Raw genomic sequence first — 19,944 nt, 5'->3', positions numbered from 1 at the left:
TAGTATGCATGGAAGATAATGCTGTTCAGGTGCTTTTTCCAACTTTTCAGCATCCTTTTTATCTTAGATCTTATTATTAGAACAAGTGTATTCTACCGTATTCATCCCAAAATTTGCGGTTTAATCACTTTTAAATGAGGTCTATCACATTTTTTACATCCCAGTATTTTTTAAAAGCACCTTTGTTCCAGTATAACTCAATTGAGTTACAGATTAGCTACTATGCTGATTACCAGGGCGAATGGTCACCCGTTAGGCTCAACAGACAGTTACAGCAGAAAGATTTCCTATCACAATCTTTATCACAACAAGCTCCATTACAATCATTTCAGCTATGGATTTTGAAATTGCAGTCCAACAAAAAAGACAGAGAAAGAAAAAGCGACTTTTTTACCTGATCACAATGGCAACAGTGCTGATTGTTACAATCGTACTGACTACTCGCCTGCTTACCCCCTCGTTAAAGTTATCCACCCTTTCGACTGCAAAAGCTTCGATGGGCTCAATTAGAAATGTCATCAATTGTTTTGGGGAAGTGCTGCCCGAATATGAAGAACTGCTAACCAGTACTGTTCAGACTAAGATCGAACAGGTTCTGGTCCACGACGGAAAGTCAGTAGAAGAGGGTCAACTCCTAATGGTGTTGGAAAAGGAACCTACGCAAGCAACTTACCAGAAAATGAAAGACCAGCTTGCTCTGCAGCAAAACAAAATTAAACGGCTTCAGTATGAGATTTGGAAGAAAATGTACGATTTGAGGGCGATGGACTCGATCAAAAAGCTTGACATAGGTAACCTCAGAAATTTTTTAACCACGGAAAAAAAATTATTTGAAGCAGGAGGAAATACACGGGAAACAGTAGAGCAGGCCGAACTGAAATTAAAGATTGCCCAGATTGAAGCGCATAAGTTACAAAACGAGATCCGTACCCAGGAAGTCGTACTCAGGCAAGAATTGAACGAGGCGGTGATAAACACTAAAATGCAACAAGCCGATATAAGCGAATACGAGTCCAAAATTCAGGGTTTGGATGTAATCTCACCACGCAAAGGTGTTGTCAGCTGGATCAATAAAAGCATTGGCAGCAATGTAAAGCCGGGAGATGTGGTAGCCAAAGTGGCAGATATATCCAGCTTCAAAATAGTGGGCAAGGTGTCCGAATCATTCGGAGCATCTGTCAAACCAGGTATGGGGGTCAATGTCACCATTCAAAATAGGTCTTTACCCGGGCGGATTACTAGCGTCCAGACCGCCATTCAAAATGGGTTACTGTATTTTGAAGTAACACTAGAAAACGTAAACACACAGTTACAATTTTTAAAGCCAAACATGAAAGTTGAGTTATCCCTGATCACTTCCTTTAAGAACAATACATTGCTTATTCCCAAAGGCGTATTCTACAAAGGATTCAAAGAACAGGACTTGTATGTTATCCGCAATGGAATGGCTTATAAACGGAAGATTACATTTGGAATGACCGATACCGAGTCAATTGAAGTACTCAGCGGCCTGAAACCTGATGAGGAAATTATTCTAACCGATTTGAGTGAGATAACTACGGCTGAAAAAATAAAAGTTGACTAATGTTGATAAACCACATGAACAACCAAAGGATAAATACTGCCAGACTATTTGATTTGGTCTTTGGTCTGGGAATTAGTACAATTATCATATGCTTGAGCGCCACACTTGCTACTTTCGCGCAGACTTCGATTACTTTACAGGAAGCGATCCGCCAAAGCCAGACTGTATCGGTTTCATCACAGCAGATCAGTACAAATATACGAACCATTGAGTGGCAGTATAAAGCGTTTCTGGTCGATTACAAACCTCAGCTAACGCTGCAAAGCACGCTCCCTTCCTTTAGCCGGAGCTACAAACAGGTAGTACAGCCGGATGGAAACATTGAATTCAGGGCTGTACGCAACAATTACTCCCAGGTTCGGTTGGATTTAAGCCAAGTGATCAGAAAGACCGGAGGAACCGTTTACCTGACCTCTCAGGTACAGATGTTTGAAGATTATGACAACAGGAAAAGAATATTCACTGGCATTCCCATTGGAATCGGTTTACAGCAACCTCTTTTTGGCTTCAATGCCCTAAAGTGGAATGAAAAAATTGAATCGTTGAAATACGAAGAAAATACTAAGATACTACAGGAGTCGTTGGCAAATATAAGTCTGAAAACCTGTGAACAATTCTTCGCCTGTCTGCTTTCGCAAGCAGACAAAGAGCTGGCATTTGCCAACTTGGCTACCAACAAGCATATTTATAAACTGGCACTTTTGCGATTTGATATGGGTAAAGTGTCGAAAAATGAGCTATTACAACTTGAACTGGAAATTCTTAAGTCAGAAAAAGCCTATCTGCAAGCAAAAAGTGAACTTCAGATAAATACTCAGTCATTTAATTCATTTGTGGGTTTTAATGAAAACTTGGAGACTAGTTTCCAAGTACCGGATCTGGACTCAGCTTTTACTATGGATTCTAGTCGTACTTTGCAGAAAGCACTCGAAAACCGTTCCGATCTTGTAACAGCCAAACGAAGGTTACAAGAGGCAGACATGAGTTATGACAAAGCACTCCGGGAAAGTAGGTTTAGTGCAGTCATAAACGCCAATCTTGGATTATCAAACAGTTTTACCAGCTTCGGCCAATTATATAGTAATATACTCAACCAGCAGATTGTCTCCCTTGACCTATCGATTCCCCTGATCGATTGGGGTAGGGGAAAAGCGAAGATAAACATGGCTCGGGTAAATAAAGAATTAATCAAATATTCCAATGAACAACACCTGCTCTCTTTAGTCCAAGAGATATCAACCTATGTCGCATTGTTTAAAATGTACAAACAACAGATTCAGTTGAGCAAAAAGGCTGAACAAGTAGCCTTACACAAGTATGAGATTACCAAAGAAAAGTTTATGCTCGGCACTATCAATACCTTTGAATTCAGCATTGCCTCTCAGGAAAAGGATCAGGGTAGTCGCGATTATGTAAATGCATTGAGAAACTACTGGTATTCATACTATTACCTTAAAATGTTGACCATGGAAGATAAACAGTCTCCGCAAGCAGGGACGCCCTAGAGGTTTGTTCTCCTGTATTGGGAAGCGGGGCATACTTGAAAACACCAACTTGAAAATTCTAACTTGAAAGCTGCTGCTTGAAAGGCTAAAAGGACTAAACCGACGTCTGGTTGTTCGAGAAAGTTAACTAGATAGTACATTCATACAAGCTCGACAGCGCCGGCAAGGCAGAGTAACACCCATAAATAATGAAAGTATATACTGAAAGCTTAACTACATTCAACACAAGGCTACAATGATAACACTACGAAACGTCAACAAAATATACCAGACTGAACATTTGCAGACAAAGGCCTTGAACGCAATCAATCTGCATGTTGAAAAAGGCAAATTTATTTCCATCATGGGCCCGTCCGGATGTGGTAAGTCAACCTTACTCAATACCATAGGTCTTTTGGATACGCCAACCGATGGCGAGATGCTTGTTGATGGTCAGTCTGTTACCCATTTGAGTGACAGGCAGTTATCGCAATTAAGAAATCGCAAGTTTGGATTTGTGTTTCAAAATTATCACCTGATTCATGACCTGCCGGTGCTGGACAATGTGGAATTGCCACTCATTTATCGCAATATAAAGACTAAACAGCGGATTGAAATGGCCAAAGCTGCTTTGCAGAAAGTGGGTTTAACCAATCGGCTCTACCATCTGCCCAGCCAGCTTTCCGGAGGCCAGAGGCAACGGGTTGCTATTGCGCGGGCTTTGGTGGGTAATCCAGAGGTAATTCTGGCAGATGAGCCTACCGGAAACCTGGATACAGAAATGGGCGAAAAGATCATGGAGCTCTTAAAGCAATTGAATTCAACTGATCAGATCACTATTGTGATGGTTACCCACGATCCTTCCATTGCAGGTAAAACAGATTACATCATAAGAATGAAAGATGGAATCATTCTCCAAAAGCCTTTTCTGGAAGAAAACAGTACTTACCACGACTCTCACTTATGCTGAAGACCTATCTCAAATTTTCGATAATTCTGTTGAAAAGAAATCTTTTCTTTACTGCAATCAGTTTGATTGGAACCGTAATCACACTGACCTTTTTGGTTTTTTTTACCTCCTTAATTGAAAATTTCATTAACCCTTCATACCCGGATACCAACCGGGGAGCTTGTTTATATATTACCAAAATAAAGGTGATGAATACGCAAAAAGGATACTATTCAGCAGGAGGGTTGAGTCTTACACTAATTGATAATTTCATTTCTAAACTCAAACAACCCCAGCAAATAGCAATTATCTCCTCTCCCAAGTCGCTGCCTGTTTTTACCAATAATCAGGAAAGTACTTTTGCTGTGCGGTTTGTCAACGAACAGTTCTGGGATGTTTATCATTTTAACTTTCTGTGGGGCAGCCAGTTCAATCGCCAGCAGTGCTTGGCCAAAGAGCCAGTCATTGTGCTTGCCAGCGCAATGGCCCAAAAAATATTTGGTAAAACAGATGTCAGAGGGCAAACCCTCAATCTGAATGGAAAACTATTTCGTATCATTGGTCTTGTCAAGGATGCTTCTATCTTTCAGCGTTACGTAATGGCCGATGCCTACATTCCCTACTCAAGTTTGGCTAATCCGTCCGATGAGATCTATATGCGAGATGCCAAAGACCGTACATTCATAGGAGATTATAATGTTGTTTTATATTCTCAAAAGGCCAACGGACTTACGGCCATGGAGGAAGAATTTAACAAGTTAAAGGGCCTGATCGAATCAGACCTTCCTGCCTATCACCAAGGCTTCAACAAGGTTTTTATTTATGCAGATGATTTTTTATCAAGTTTTACCCGTATATCGATCGGGCCCAACCGAGAGGATGAGTTGAACACTTTTTTACTTTGTTATGTGTTGTTTTCTGTTTTCTGCATGCTCTTGCCAGCCCTTAATCTGATAAATATCAATACAAGTAGAATCATGGAAAGATGGTCAGAGATAGGAATAAGGCGTTCCTTTGGGGCTACAAGGCAACAGTTGTTCTTTCAATTTCTGATTGAAAATATGGTTTTAAACTTTATTGGCTTTGGCCTGAGCATCTGTCTGGTACTGGCTCTGATAGGCATTTTTAATTACAGCCAGATAATTGATAACCTACTGCTCAAACTAGACTGTATAGCATTAGTGATGGGCATGTTATTTACCCTCTTGTTCAGTTTTTTATCTGGAGTGATTCCAGCGTGGAGAATGTCCAAAATCAATCCGGTTGATGCGATCAATAATTATAAATAAGGCAATACTATGTTCGGACACTTATTAAAACTTATTCTTTCAAGAAGGAAGAAGACTTATTTTATTGTTGTGGAGGTTTTCTTCTGTTTTATGGCTGCTTTTGCTGTTCTGACCATTCTTTTTAACAACCTTCAAAATTATGCAAAGGATATTGGATTGAATGGCCAGCATGTTTATATTCTTTCTTTTTCAAGCAGAGAATATCCAACTGCTGACAGTTTGCAAACCGACTTTACAGCAGACGAGGCCATACTGGAAACTGTATTACAGAATTACCTGCGATCCATTGAGGGAATTAGAGCGTTTTCATTTTCTTCTCAAGCAATTCCTTATCAGAATGGTCACCCGCTGCTGACTGTCAAAACCAATACCAATCAGGTGTCAGCTTTGTGGTACGAAGCTGATAAGAACTATCAGAATGTACTGGGATTAAAACTTGTGGAGGGTGAGTGGTTTGATAATTACAAACTTGGAGATGCTTTGCCTTTAGTGGCAATCAACCAAACCTTGAAAGAGAAATTATTTCCGGAACAATCCCCTATCGGAAAAAAAGTTAGCCTAGGTAATGCCAATGAATTGGCAGTGGTGGCAGCAGTAGTGGAGAATTACAAGACCATTAACGATTTTAGCGACTATTCAGAGGTGATTATAACTCAGCTTAAAAGCCGGCAGATCACAGAAGAAGGTGTCGTTTTGCTCAAAACTAATTCGGATATAAACCAGATCGGAAATCTGAAAAAAGACCTATCCGCCCTTTTGACAAAGAAGAATGTGAAAATACTACCTTTCTTTTCGGAGCGTAAGACTAATAATACTTTTTCGCTGATCCCCTTGTTCTTTTTTGCCATTGTTGCCAGCTATTTAATCATTAACATAATTATCGGATTAGTAGGCCTGATTTGGTTGGATGTTTCCAAGCGGAAGCAGGAAATCGGACTTCGCAGAGCTATTGGTGCAACCAAAGGAAGCATTGGTAGGCAAATTGTTTTGGAAAGTATACTCATTTGCGGAATAGGTCTTTTGATAGGAGCTGTAGTTGTCCTTCCTTTTCCTATTGTGGGAGCGTTTAACATCAACACTTCTATCTTTCTGCTTGCCATCATCTCATCCATTGTGCTGATACTTCTGCTGGCTATTGGCTGTTCTGCTTATCCTGGATTTCGCATCGCAAATCTTTCTGTGGTGGAGGCATTAAAGGAAAATTAGACTCGCAACCAAGAGTATACTGTGTATGCCATTTTTTAGAGCAAACAACTGGTTTTAATGGGTTATCTTATTGAGATAGATTGGCTGGTTGCTAAGGTTTCTTTTCTTTAAGAAGGACTGAAACAAGCAGCGTGAGAGCACAAACTATATCCTATTATCTCCTGCTATTATTCTGTCATCGTCAATTCGATTCCATATTTGAGTTGGAAAATACCGCATAAGTAGCGTAGTAAGAACCGCTTTACTACTAATTTACTACTAACAAGACGTTCAGTAGTTTCTCAAAGCTCCATTTGGAGTAATATGGCCTCATTCTTTGCTAGCGGTCAAATGTTACTAGCACAGGTTTGTTCGGTTATGGTAAAGATACTTAGCTGAATTTCAGGCCTTAGAAATAATTTTACACTTTTTTAATTACCATTATTTATCAAGATTTTATAACCCTTACCTAATGTAAAATTATATGTTGCCCGCTATTGATACTCTGATGACAAACCGTCCATTAAAAGTGATTACCGAGCTTAGAAACAATTTTGTCATTCTCGATTTTGATGACGAAGATTTACCTGTTTTCGATATGAGAGTGAATTATTATCAAGATATAAATCACTACTTGAGCAGCCTTAATCCCTCCAATCTGGTAACTGTTAAATGCAATTTTCCCAGACATAATTTTCTAGAAGTGCTTTATATTATGTTACAGCTTGCCAAAAGGTTGCAAATAGCCTTTATCAGCAACTCGATCAGTGATGAAGGCATTCATTTTTTAAAAAAACACAAGGTCACAGGCGTATTTTCTGTCAATGAATTATTAAACGATATAGCAGCCAGCAGGAGACGAAGAGCCAACCAATTTTATCTTAGCAATTTTATTCAATACAATGAGCCTGCCTTACCCAATGACTTATGTTCCTTTTTATCCTTAAGTTATGTAGAAATCAAGATTTTGTACCTTTTTTCAAGAGGCCTGTCCAACAGACAACTGACCAGTAAAATAAATAAAAGCTATCATACTGTCAAAAATCACAAAAGCAATATCATCCGGAAGATAGGTATCGATGGCTCAGATCAACTGATGCAATATGTTCATTTATTACAGACGATGCGTCTGTAATAAATTAGTCTTTTGAGCATATCACTCAGAGCCACTTGTATACTAGAAGTTGCAATTCAAATGCGATCAATAAAGTATAGTTCAAAGTGCAGATGGTATAGTTGGTTTGGATAATATCAGCCTTTGCCAATAATAAGGCAGCTCTGTAGTGTAGGTGAAAGCAATCTGGCTGAAGGTAATCAATCATTTGAAAAATTAGACTTTGGATGTAGCTGATAAAATTGTGAGTAAGCCAAGATTCTAATATAAAATAGCTTATCAGGTAACTGAAAATAAAAGCGCAAAATCGGGCTTTTATTTAAAAAGCAGATCAGAATACACTATTCTACATATATAATAGATCTTATACCTACAACAACTGACAGATCGCTCTGTACTTTCTGTGTAAGACAATATTATACAAATAGAAAATTGCAAATAGCTATTTGTGTTAAAAGTAAAAGAGGGACAGGCTAATTAATCTTTCTTCCTATCTTATGGTTGCCTTCCACTAAAATAGTCTATTTAAATAGTGTGTGCAAACCAGATTGTTAGGCAAGTTGGAAGTATCATATTAATCAAGTTCTTCTACTACAACCTGTATACAACTACAGACAATCTTTATACAAGAATACAGTAGCTATCTGTTAACTTTAGCCATTCTTTGGAAAATGTCTAGAAGCTATTGTAGAGGAAAGATCTGGGCTGTGCCTTTAACTTATTAGGCTGTGCTGATACTTACTTATCAATTTTACCAGATGGGTAGACGTTATGAAATTAGTGACCAATCTTGGAATTGGATTGCACCTCTCTTAAAAGTTTGGGGTAAAATTATGTCTTTAAAGATGTAAATGGCTGATATTTAAGTATTTATTGGTTTTTTTGCTCCCTCGGCATCACTTTTACTAAATGCTTCCAATCAAACGGAATCGCGTTTTTAATAACTTCTCTGAAAAATTAAATTCACCCTGCAGGTTGATAGTGGGTACTAAGACGTTGCCAACTTATAGGCGAAGATTGAGAGATTGTCTGAATTAATTGTTCTCTTTCGGATGGACAAACCTGCTTGACCTTTTTTGTAAGATACAGATAATTCCAGCTAATAATGGCATTCTGGATAAGCCGTTTGCAACCATCGGAGAGTAACTGTTCTTCTTTACTGGCAAATTATATTTGCTCATTATTACCATAAAAGACGGCTTCAGAAACTGATGTGCACTCTCGATTTTTTCTAAATGATCATAGATTTGCTTTCGTAGCTTTCCACCATCCATATATCAAAGCAGAAAATCCTTCTAAGTACTTTGTCTAGTTCGTTCAGCACCTGATAAACTGTATATTGCCACGAGTACGAGTTTAGCCTGTGAAGAAGTGTTCAGGCGCTTACCTGCTTAAGCTTTATACTGGCGACTACTCGCATACAAATGACATCGCTTTGTCTTTCAGATTCAAAGTCTTGCTCGCAACAAGGTTCGTGAGTTTTTGCTCCAATACATTGGCATCTATAAGAGTTGACAAGACAAAAATTGGTATATAGCAAGAAAGTGTAAACTGATTTGTATCCCAGACGGACAAAATGAGAAGTAAATAGGTTTGAAAAGGATTAAAGAAACTATTTACCAAAGCCCTACATGGCTTACTGACTCCTAGTAGGATTTAAGTCGAAAAGACACCCGATTCTTTATTCTTACTGATAAGACGGTGAATTCTGGAAAGTTTTTAGTATAACTGACTTCACTAGTTTCTAACCTTTTCTGTATAACAGCTCTGTTATTGCCAGATATAAAGTTGAGTAGTCTCTGGATATGGCTGTTTTACAGCTATAAAACATATTCTTCGTTTTTTGAACTTTCCTGTGATTAAAATGAACTTTTCTCTGTTAAGAATAGATGAAATCTGCATTTATTTATATAAATTTCATTCCGCATTTACTATAACGCTGTATTATGACCTCTTCTAATTCGCAGTTCGATACTTTATGGCATTCTTTCAGGGCTGGAGATAGGGCTGCATTTGCCTCTATCTATAGAAAATATGTGACTGCATTACTAAATTATGGCAATAAGATTACTTCTGATCGTACCTTAGTTGAAGATAGCATTCAGGACTTGTTTTTTGAATTATGGGAAAGCCGAGAACGAATTGCAGAGACTACCTCAGTGAAATTTTATTTATTTAAGGCGCTTCGCTATAAGATTTATCACAATACAAATACAAAGGGTTTCTTCAGCTTGCAAAGTACAGAATATGATACAGAAGTGAATCAGGATTATTTTTCATATCCCTCCCATGAAAGTCAGCTGATTGGTATTGAAGTTCAATCGTTACAAATGGAAAATCTGAAAACGATTCTGGAGCAACTCCCCAAAAGACAAAAAGAAGCCATTAACCTTCGTTACTACCATAACTTCTCCAATGAGGAAGTTGCCCAGATAATGGGGGTAAACTATCAGTCTGCCTGTAATTTTATTTACAGTGCCCTTCGTAAATTAAAACTTAACCTCCAGGTATCGGTAGGCTGTTTTCTTTTTTTCTTATTTTTTTGGTAAAAAATAATTAAAAAAAAGAGTTAAAAAGAAAAGATTTGTCCATTAGTATATGGAAAGCCTAATGCATTCCCATACAAATGGACTATACTCACTATACGATCGAGGATTTTGCCTCAGACCAGAGTTTTATTAACTGGGTACATCAATCCGATCCGTGGGCAATTGCCTACTGGGAGCAGTATCTGGATGGACATCCTGAAATAGCTACAAAGGTAGACCAGGCACGTATACTGGTACTCAACCTGAAAAGAGCACAGGAAACAAACCAGGACCCTGTAATCATAGATGCGTTATGGGATAAAATTCAGGCCAGAACAGAAGCTAAAACACAAATCCATATCTCTTCAGATACAGAAAAGCCCAGAACCCGATCTGCCAGTCAGATCCGTTTCCTGGCTGCTGCCAGTGTATTATTACTATGCTTGTGCGTAATGGTATGGTTTGTGATTCGACAAGATACAACCAAACCGCGTTCAGATCTGTATGTTTACCATAATAGTGTGAAGGGAGAGTATCAGGAGCAGGTAAACCAGACTGGAAAGCCGGTAAAGGTTCTCTTGTCTGATGGAAGTGTGATTGTACTTGAAAACAAAAGCCGGCTCAAGTATAAAACAGATTATACCAACGATTCTACACGGGATGTATATCTGTTGGGAAATGCCTTTTTTGAAGTTGCTAAAAATCCATACAAACCGTTTATTGTTCATTCCAATGAAGTCTTTACCAAGGTACTTGGCACCAGTTTCCATATTGAGGCTCCGGAAGATGGAAAAAACATAGTGGTTTCTGTAAAGACTGGCAAGGTCTCGGTTTATACCCTTAAAACAGATGCTAATGTAGTACCCACATCGATAACCAATAGTAAGGAAGGAGTCACTCTTCTACCCAACCAGTGCGTAAGCTATCAAAGGACCGAACAGTCATTTAACAAAATGATTGTTGACTCGCCTCAGGTATTGAATGCAAAGATTACCCAAGCTGATTTTACATTCGAGAACACTCCCATTGCAGAAGTTTTCAAAACGCTGGAAGCTGCGTATGGCATTGAAATCATGTTCAATGCAGAGACAATGAAAAATTGTTTTTTAACTGCGCCAATGGGAAATGAATCCCTGTTCGAAAAAGTAAAAATCATATGTCAGACCATAGGGGCTAGCTATGAAGTCATTGATGCTAAGGTAATTATCACCAGTTCCGGATGTTAATCGATCCATTCCTCACCAAAATTGTTTTGCCTATGAGATAGAAAAAATACACAACCCTAATCATAAAAAAGATGGTGATGTTACCAGCATCACCGATCTGTTCTCTTCAATCCCAGCTTTGTAACGATTAGCACTCCACACAAAGCTACAGGATTCGCTTTGTCCACTATTTCATGAACCTAAACTTAACAAAGTTATGAAAAGATATCATACACTTCAAAGGTTGATTGTTGCTATTACAAAATTTACCAGTATTCAGTTTCTGCTTATGTTGATTGTATCGGGCATGGCTATGGCTACGCCAACGGATATATATGGGCAAAATGTAATGGATAAGGTAATTTCAATTAAGGCTGAAGGTGAAACCATTAAACATGTTTTGTCAGTACTGGAAAAGTCAGTCAACATAAAATTTACCTACAATCCCCAGGCAATTGCCATTGATCAGAAGATTTCGTTTGATTACAAAGACCAGAAGTTATCCCGGATTCTGGAAGGGATTTTTTATCCGTTACATATCAGTTATCAGCTTTCGGGCAATTACATCATTTTACAAAAACAGCCGCAGAATAGTGTAGGCACTGTGATAAATTCTCCGGGTATCTCTGTAACAGACAGGATTGTTACAGGTAAAGTGACTGATGATACGGGTGCCTCACTTCCAGGGGTGAGCGTGAGTGTAAAAGGTACTACACTCGGTGCTACTACTGACTCAGAGGGCAACTATTCTCTTGCTGTTACAGGAGAGAAACTCATTCTTGTTTTTTCCTATATCGGTTACAAAACAGAAGAAGTAGTATTGGGTGAGCAGACAACAGTAAATGTTAAGTTGATTGTTGATTCTAAAACGTTGGATGAGGTAGTGGTAGTGGCCTTTGGTACACAAAAAGAATATACGGTGGCAGGAGCCATTACAACCATTGAACCAGGAAAACTTCAGTCGTTTGGTACTACCCGATCAGTTAGTAACAACCTGGCTGGTCAGGTGGCCGGTATTATAGCGGTGCAACGTTCCGGAGAGCCAGGCTATGATAATTCTACTTTTTGGATACGAGGTATTTCTACCTTCCAGGGAGCACGAGATCCATTGGTACTTGTTGACGGGGTGGAGCGTTCGCTAAACAACATTGACCCTGCGGAAATCGAATCATTTTCTGTTTTGAAAGATGCCTCTGCCAGTGCTGTATACGGTGTTCGGGGTGCCAATGGGGTAATCCTGATCAATACAAAAAGGGGCAAAATCGGCAAGCCGTCTATCAGCTTTCGATACGAACAAGGCTTTACAAAACCAGCCAAGCTACCTTCCTTTTTGAATGCTGCTGACTATATGGAACTCCTCAATACAATTGCCCGGGAAACAAACGCTCCTGCAATTCCCTATTCTCAGGATAGAATTGACAATACCCGCAATCAGACAGACCCGGATTTGTATCCCGATGTGAACTGGCTGGATGCTATCACAAACGATCATGCCTCCAATAGCCGGTATAACCTGACTGCCTCTGGGGGCAGCGAAGCATTGCGCTATTCACTGGTAGGGTCTTACTATTCGGAAAAAGGCATTGTAGCACGTGACCCGGCGCAGATGTGGGATTCTTCCCTAAAGCTACATCGGTATAATGTGCGTTCAAATGTTGATTTGGATATCACTCCCTCAACACTGCTACGAATAAATATTGGAGGCTACCTGCAGGATATGAATCGTCCTCCTCAATCAATCGATGATCTGTTTTTTCTGGCTTTTGAGACACCTCCTTTCGTACATCCGACCAAATACTCCAGCGGAGAAATTCCGGTTGTTCCCGAGAGGGCCAATCCATGGGCACTAGCTACCCAAAGGGGATATCAGCGTGTCAGCGATAGTAAACTTGAGTCGTTGTTTGGGGTTGAGCAGGATTTTGATAAAGTAATACCAGGTTTAAAAGGAAGAGTAAAGTTTGCGTTTGACCGGTTTTCTGCTACTGGTGTCAAAAGAAGTAAGGATCCCAATTATTATAGTCCCTCTGTAGGCCGAAATGAAGATGGCTCTCTGAATCTTGTCATTTACAGGAATGGACAGGATTTTCTGGGGTATGAAAAGACTTCTGAATGGGGTGATAAAAGTGTGTATATGGAAGGTAGCCTTACTTATTCAAGAGCCTTTGGAAAGCATTTTCTGGATGCATTGCTTCTTGGTAACAGACGCAACTATGATAAAGGAGAAGCACTTCCTTACCGAAATCAGGGAATGGCAGCCCGCCTTTCGTATTCATATGACCGACGGTATATTGCTGAGGTGAATTTTGGGTATAATGGTTCAGAAAACTTTGCCAAAGGAAAGCGCTATGGCTTTTTCCCATCCGCTGCTATTGGGTGGATCCTGACCGAAGAGGACGTTATGGAACCTTTAAAAGCTACTTTTTCAAAAATTAAACTAAGAGCCTCTCTTGGGAAAGTTGGAAATGATCGGTTAGATGGACGTCGCTTTGCCTACATTACAACCATTGGTGAAACAGGGGGTTACACCTGGGGCGTAAATAATGATTATGGAAGAGGAGGACGAAGAGAAGGTGATTATGGAGTGGCAAATCTAACCTGGGAGACCGTTACCAAAGCAAATCTGGGTCTTGAATTAGGATTGCTTAATAATAGTGTCCAATTCCAGGCTGATTTTTTCAAAGAACAACGGAAAGATATCTTTTTAAGGCGTGAAAACCTTCCAAGTTCAAGCGGATTTGTTGAAAAGCCCTGGGCCAATTATGGCAAAGTAGACAATCAGGGAGTGGATATTTCCCTGAATGTAAACAAACAACTATCCGCTGACTTGCTTTTATCTGTACGGGGTACGTTTACCTACGCTAAAAATAAAATCATTGAGAAGGATGAGGCATCTGCTGTCATTGGTACCAACCGATCCCTTACAGGGAAACCTGTAGGGCAGATTATGGGCCTGGTAGCAGAAGGATTATTTACTACTGAGGACTTTGCTGACGTTTCAACTGGCCAATTGATAAGTACACTGCCAAGACAAACCTTTGGCCCTGTACAACCCGGAGACATTAAATATAAGGATGTTAATAAGGATGGAGCTGTGGACGCGCTTGATGTATCCGCCATTGGAGGAACAGTTGATCCTCAGGTTATCTATGGCTTTGGAGTTAATGTGCAATACAAGAATTTTGATGCCGGAACCTTCTTTCAAGGTACAGGAAGAACCTCTCGAATTATTGGAGATGCAACCTCGTTTATGCCTGGCTCTGGCAATGGCGCGTTAGGAAATATTTACTCAAATGCCAATGACCGCTGGACGGCCGAAAATCCAAGTCAGAATGTCTTCTGGCCCCGGTTATCCAATGCCTCCAGCCAGATAAGTACACTGGCCAATAATACGCAGACGTCCAGTTGGTGGCTAAAAGACATGAGTTTTCTCAGGGTTAGACGCATTGAAATAGGATACAGCTTACCCAAAAATGTAATGGGCAGAATAGGCATAAAAGACAGCCGGATATTTGTAACAGGAAATAACCTTTTCACATTCTCCTCCTTTAAACTCTGGGACCCTGAAATTGATACCCGGCCAGATAATAAACCGAATAATGGCTACAGATATCCAATTATGAAATCGGTTTCTATCGGTATGACGTTTGACTTTTAAATTTTACGACCTACTTAACATACGGGAAAAGATGAATAAATATACATTACTCAGATATACAATACTCTTCTTGCTGGTTCTTTTATCAGAGTCCTGTTCTGATTTTCTGGACAAGATGCCAGATGATTTGCTTACACAGGAAATGGTTTTTAAAGACAAAACCCGAACCGAAGAATGGCTGGCAGGGGTATATGCCAACATTCCGGATCCGTATTGGGATTATGCGCGTAATATTAGTTACGATCCTTTATCTGATGACATGTGCCCTAACCCCAGATGGGAACAATTCGGATGGGATGTGATTGCCAAACAAACCGGCAACTGGAATACAAATTCATTTTGGGGGCCCAATTACTGGTATGAATTACCCAGAAGGATACGGTCAGCTTATATTCTGATCGAAAATGTCAAACCCAATCTGGCACAACAGTTTACACAGGAGGATGCCGATAATATGAAGTATGAAGCACGTTTCCTGATTGCATATTATTATTGGCTTATGGCAGAAGCCTATGGCCCTATACCCCTTGTACTGGGGATTACGCCAAGTGATGCAACCACAGAAGAACTGTTGATAGGCCAGACTCCTTTTGACAAGGTAATAGACTGGGTAGATTCCGAAATGCTGGAACTATCCGGCTTATTGCCTGACAAGTATGCCAGTAATGCAAAATTTGGCAGGGCTACATCCATTATGTGTTTAGCTGTACGGGCACGTATGCTCTTATTTGCGGCAAGTCCCCTGGCAAATGGCAATCCGGATTACAATGGCTTTGTAAATGACAAAGGGGAAGCCTTATTCAATACTACCTATGATGCCAATAAATGGAAGCGGGCTAGTGATGCCTGCAAGCTATTGATTGACAGAGCGCATGCCGCCGGACATAAGCTATACTATGAATACAATGATAATGGAAGCATTGATCCGTTTTTGTCGTATCAGAATATGATGTTTAAAAGAACGACGGATGGCAATACCGAAATTCTTTTTGCAAGACCTAATTGTGAGACATGGGAATACGATAGACACACACAACCACGTGGCACTGGAGGCAATGGCGGACTGGGTGTTACCCAATCGCTGGTAGATGCGTTCTTTATGAAAAATGGCCTGCCTATCGATGATCCTAATTCTGGCTATGTTGAGAAAGGCTTTTCAACGGCTGATGAATTCCGCAATACAAAATGGAGTGAAGTACAGGGAGGGGGTAAAGTTACCTTAGCGGGTACCTACAATATGTACTGCAATCGCGAACCCCGCTTTTATATATCTGTATTATACAACAGAGCCTGGCACAGAAGAGAGAACCGTACAACCCGGTTTATGATAGATGAATGGGATGGTGGTCCTACCCATGATGCACCTCAAAGTGGCTATCTGTTACGAAAAAAAGTGCATCCGGATCATGACCCGCGAAATCGTACGAATCCTTACCGTCCAGGTATCCTCTACAGGTTAGGAGAAGCATACCTCAACTATGCCGAAGCCTTAAATGAGTCAGATCCAGGGAATCCGGATATTCTTACGTATGTAAATCTGGTCAGAGAAAGAGCCGGCTTACCGGAAGTAGCTGCCGGAAGCCAGGATGAAATCAGAGCTGCTATCAGACGAGAAAGACGGGTAGAACTAAACTGTGAAGGAATTCGCTACAGTGATATCCGCAGATGGAAGATGGGGGAACAAGTCCTGAATCGTGATTTTTGGGGTATGAATTTTAACGGGACCGAAATTAGCGATGATGAGAAGAATCCGAAAGCGTACTTTAAACGGACTGTTTATCAGCGCCGGGTTTTTTCTAAAAAGAATTACTGGTTTCCTGTTCCTCAGTCTGAAATTGATAAGAACCCTAATCTGGTGCAAAATCCATTCTGGAAGTAATGCTGGTTAAAGTGGCAAGTGTAGGTTTCAAAATGAAGACCTGGATTTGCGTTTACTTATTTTGTGTTTACTTATAATGACAGTTAAACCTAAATATTTTCAAAGAAGTTATCATGTATACATCCTATATGGATAGAGTATTCATCCCATAGAGTATACATCCCATAAGAGGGTAAGCCAGATTCTGATTGGAAATGGATATAGGTAATGCGACAAAAAGGGAATGAGATGAATTTCTCATTCCCTTTTTGTCTCTACCAACATGCATTATCCCAAATTTATGTCTTCCAACTCAAGGGTGTTGACTAGATTGAGGATGTAGAGTAGTTGAAAAAGAAAGGCTAAGGCCATTCGGGTTCGATATAGCGCTACAAATTCATATTTGTAGCGCTTTTCCGTTCTGTGAGCTTCAGCCTCACAGCTGAATCAGGTAAGGATACTGTGCTGTAGAGCAGTTTAAGTGTATAGGTATTTTTAATTTTTCAATCGGTAAATACTTTTTAATGCATAGCTTTCTTGCCTACTGAATGCAAATAGGCCTTCTTAAGTTTTCCTTTGGTATTTTTCAGAAGGCTTATTGCTTTTTATAACCTGTTTCTACTCATCACCTTTCTCTACATGTTTAGTTGCCCTATGTGGTAATAAAAATGCCCGACCTTACAGACGGGCTGACGCATATTTATTGATTTGCATTTATAATTGTATTTGACATTCGCCTCCCTAAGCTTGCCCAAAGCTAAATAGGCACACCAGAATTTGTTTGGAATCTTCAATTTGCATGTTTGTAGCCAGCGGCAGCAGTTTGACTAACCGGAAGAAAAGTTGAAGTAGTTCAACGTAATTTCTTAATTTATTTCATTTTTTGTCGCAGGCTCCTGCCGTAGCTTTGCTAAGTCAGCCTTCAATGTTGCATTTCTAAACGGATGCATTTTTAGTAAAAAAACAACTCAAATATCAGATAGTATGGAAAATCATACGGCAGAAGAAAATAACAAATCTACTCCCGAGGGGAGAGACTTGAGGATTCTCAATAGAACGCACGAACAGCCATTTGCTCAAAAAAAATACCTTGAGATTAACGGTTCCCGAATGGCTTATATTGATGAGGGAAAAGGAGATCCCATTGTTTTTCAACATGGTAATCCGACCTCCTCCTATCTTTGGCGCAATATTATGCCGCATGTAGATGGCCTTGGTCGCTTAATTGCCGCTGACCTGATCGGTATGGGCGACTCGGACAAATTAAGCCCTTCGCTAGGAGAGCATCGGTACAATTTTGCTACCCAGAAAAAATTTCTGTTTGCGCTTTGGGAAGAATTAGGTCTTGACCGGAATGTGATTCTGGTGCTTCATGACATGGGTTCTCAGCTTGGATTTCACTGGGCCCATCAAAATAAGCAGCGGCTGCAGGGTATTGCCTACATGGAATCCATCGTAATGCCACCACAGGCTTCGGATTTTTCTGAGCAGACTCTGGAGGCGTTCAAGAATTTCACTCCCGACAAAGTTTTGTGGGAGAACTTTATAGTGGAGCATTTCCTTTTCAGTGAAAGAAAATTTACTGCCATTGAGCAAGCTTACTACGAAAAGCCGTTTCTGATTCCTGGAGAAGACCGCAGGGTACAGCTGGGTTCAGACATTCCCATGAATGGGAAGCCAGAATACACGCAAGAAATCGTAGCTGATTATTCTGCCTGGCTGGCCAAGTCTACTGTTGCTAAGCTCTATATTCAGGCAGAGCCAGGACTGTTCGGTCGCGGGCGGCTCCACGAGTTTTCAAGTAAGTGGCCCAATCAGCAGCACCTAAAAGTTTCCGGGGTTCATTTTATTCAGGAAACCGCCCCTGATGTAATTGGCAAGGCACTGGCCAGCTTCGTTCACAGCTTGAGAAAATAGTGTTTGCTGCGTCTAGGGAAGGCGTGTAGTGCATACATGTATCACTGTCATTTTAGGGGTAAGCTTAAGCGGTAGGAATGAGAAAGTTTATTTTGATCCTGGCGATTTGCGTGTTTTGGGAAAATCTGGGCCAAGCCATTTTCAAAACGCAGTGACTGTGTAGTCGCTACTGATAGAAACACTAATTTGCTCATTGATTTTGAGTACGAATTTTCAGTGGCTATAGAGAAGCTGCAAAATTCCTATGAGCAGCGAGAGCGGAAAATAACTGGACTAGGAAGTGAAATAACTCAGCCCTTTTTAAGTTTCTTATTGCGAATTTTGCTCAGGAACTCGGTGGTAAATCCTAAGTAGGAAGCAATAGCATACTGTGGAATGCGGTTTAACAAGGCCGGATAGCGCATCGCAAAGTCTTCATAGCGCTGTTCGGCCGTTTGACTGATATTCGATAATACCCGCTTCTGAATAGTGGCCACCTCGCACCGAGCTGTAATTCGGAAGAATCGCTCGAATTGAGGTATGTTAGCGAGCAGTAGCTGCTCGCTTTGGTAGCTGAGCTGGATAATAACCGAGTTTTCCAAGGCTTGCACAAAAAAGGTGGCGGGCTCCTGAAAAATATAGCTGTTGCAGTCGTTAATCCACCCCCCTTCGATTGCCAGTGCAATGGTATGCTCAATGCCTTTGTTATCCACCAGATAGGACCTCATGGCTCCCTCTCTGACATAATTCATGTGCTGGCAAACAAAGTTTGGTTGCACGATCAATTGCCGCTTCTTTACTTTGGTAAGGACTAACAGCGAGAGGAAATAGGCTTCTTCTTCTTTGGTGAGTTCGATAAATGTTTTGACATAATCAAGTAATGGCTGGAAATCACTCATGTGTTGGATGCAAGAAATTTTGAAAGGCTGCTTTAAAGCAGCTTCAAGTTAACAGAAGGCTTTAACGAAACAAATACAGAATAGCCATTTTTACAAACAAACATTATATTTTAAAGCAGTTAACGAATAGATTACTATATAGAAAGCTGGTTTTTCTTCTGGTATCAAAAGAGCTTGCACTAGGACGTGCTGTGGATCTGGAATGTTCAAAAATGGTATCAAAATAGGTGGTGATCAACTGCAAACACCAGCTTTCCGGAATAAAAAATGAGTAGGTAAAAAATGAGTAGCTAAATC

The 19,944-nt window shown here is 40.3% G+C and carries 12 protein-coding genes and 1 pseudogene; 11 read left to right on the top strand and 2 right to left on the bottom strand.

Features of this window, described 5'->3' with window-relative positions:
- Window positions 1-334 precede the first annotated feature (334 nt).
- The 6 genes from QNI22_RS34035 (at window position 335) to QNI22_RS34010 (ending at window position 7,627) form a co-directional block, all read left to right on the top strand.
- Window positions 335-1,585 carry an efflux RND transporter periplasmic adaptor subunit gene (locus QNI22_RS34035; protein ID WP_314518138.1) on the top strand — a complete coding sequence of 417 codons (1,251 nt, stop codon included), beginning with the start codon at window positions 335-337 and terminating at the stop codon, window positions 1,583-1,585.
- A 92-nt stretch (window positions 1,586-1,677) separates the two neighbouring features.
- Window positions 1,678-3,090 carry a TolC family protein gene (locus QNI22_RS34030; protein ID WP_314518137.1) on the top strand — a complete coding sequence of 471 codons (1,413 nt, stop codon included), beginning with the start codon at window positions 1,678-1,680 and terminating at the stop codon, window positions 3,088-3,090.
- Between the two features lie 235 nt (window positions 3,091-3,325).
- Complete coding sequence (locus QNI22_RS34025; protein WP_314518135.1) at window positions 3,326-4,039, top strand: ABC transporter ATP-binding protein; 714 nt, start codon at window positions 3,326-3,328, stop codon at window positions 4,037-4,039.
- The gene (locus QNI22_RS34020; RefSeq protein WP_314518133.1) at window positions 4,033-5,307 is read left to right on the top strand and encodes an ABC transporter permease; all 1,275 of its coding nucleotides are present in this window, start codon (window positions 4,033-4,035) and stop codon (window positions 5,305-5,307) included. The genes QNI22_RS34025 and QNI22_RS34020 overlap by 7 nt, the downstream gene beginning before the upstream one ends.
- Window positions 5,308-5,397: 90 nt before the next feature.
- The gene (locus QNI22_RS34015; RefSeq protein ID WP_314518131.1) at window positions 5,398-6,513 is read left to right on the top strand and encodes an ABC transporter permease; all 1,116 of its coding nucleotides are present in this window, start codon (window positions 5,398-5,400) and stop codon (window positions 6,511-6,513) included.
- A gap of 463 nt (window positions 6,514-6,976) precedes the next feature.
- Complete coding sequence (locus QNI22_RS34010; protein ID WP_314518129.1) at window positions 6,977-7,627, top strand: helix-turn-helix transcriptional regulator; 651 nt, start codon at window positions 6,977-6,979, stop codon at window positions 7,625-7,627.
- 942 nt (window positions 7,628-8,569) lie between these two features.
- Here the strand turns inward: QNI22_RS34010 and QNI22_RS40425 are convergent.
- Window positions 8,570-8,755: pseudogene (locus QNI22_RS40425) on the bottom strand (Tn3 family transposase); the annotation flags it as partial.
- Window positions 8,756-9,552: 797 nt separating this feature from the next.
- On the opposite strand from QNI22_RS40425, the gene QNI22_RS34005 reads away from it, so the two are divergent.
- From QNI22_RS34005 to QNI22_RS33985, 5 genes are all read left to right on the top strand, one after another.
- Window positions 9,553-10,155 (top strand): RNA polymerase sigma factor, encoded by a 603-nt coding sequence (locus QNI22_RS34005; protein WP_314518127.1) that lies wholly within the window; start codon window positions 9,553-9,555, stop codon window positions 10,153-10,155.
- A gap of 77 nt (window positions 10,156-10,232) precedes the next feature.
- Window positions 10,233-11,360 carry a FecR domain-containing protein gene (locus QNI22_RS34000; RefSeq protein WP_314518124.1) on the top strand — a complete coding sequence of 376 codons (1,128 nt, stop codon included), beginning with the start codon at window positions 10,233-10,235 and terminating at the stop codon, window positions 11,358-11,360.
- A gap of 196 nt (window positions 11,361-11,556) precedes the next feature.
- Window positions 11,557-14,994 carry a SusC/RagA family TonB-linked outer membrane protein gene (locus QNI22_RS33995; protein ID WP_314518122.1) on the top strand — a complete coding sequence of 1,146 codons (3,438 nt, stop codon included), beginning with the start codon at window positions 11,557-11,559 and terminating at the stop codon, window positions 14,992-14,994.
- 31 nt (window positions 14,995-15,025) lie between these two features.
- Entirely contained in the window at window positions 15,026-16,873 is a 1,848-nt protein-coding gene (locus tag QNI22_RS33990) for a RagB/SusD family nutrient uptake outer membrane protein (protein ID WP_314518120.1), read from the top strand.
- A gap of 963 nt (window positions 16,874-17,836) precedes the next feature.
- Window positions 17,837-18,769 (top strand): haloalkane dehalogenase, encoded by a 933-nt coding sequence (locus QNI22_RS33985; RefSeq protein ID WP_314518116.1) that lies wholly within the window; start codon window positions 17,837-17,839, stop codon window positions 18,767-18,769.
- 290 nt (window positions 18,770-19,059) lie between these two features.
- On the opposite strand, the gene QNI22_RS33980 is transcribed toward QNI22_RS33985, so the two are convergent.
- Window positions 19,060-19,647 carry a Crp/Fnr family transcriptional regulator gene (locus tag QNI22_RS33980; protein ID WP_314518114.1) on the bottom strand — a complete coding sequence of 196 codons (588 nt, stop codon included), beginning with the start codon at window positions 19,645-19,647 and terminating at the stop codon, window positions 19,060-19,062.
- Window positions 19,648-19,944 lie beyond the last annotated feature (297 nt).

Origin of the sequence: Xanthocytophaga agilis, from assembly GCF_030068605.1 — a bacterium.
Lineage (GTDB): Bacteria > Bacteroidota > Bacteroidia > Cytophagales > 172606-1 > Xanthocytophaga > Xanthocytophaga agilis.
Note: the sequence above shows the minus strand (reverse complement) of the source record. Positions and strands in the feature narration are given on the sequence as shown.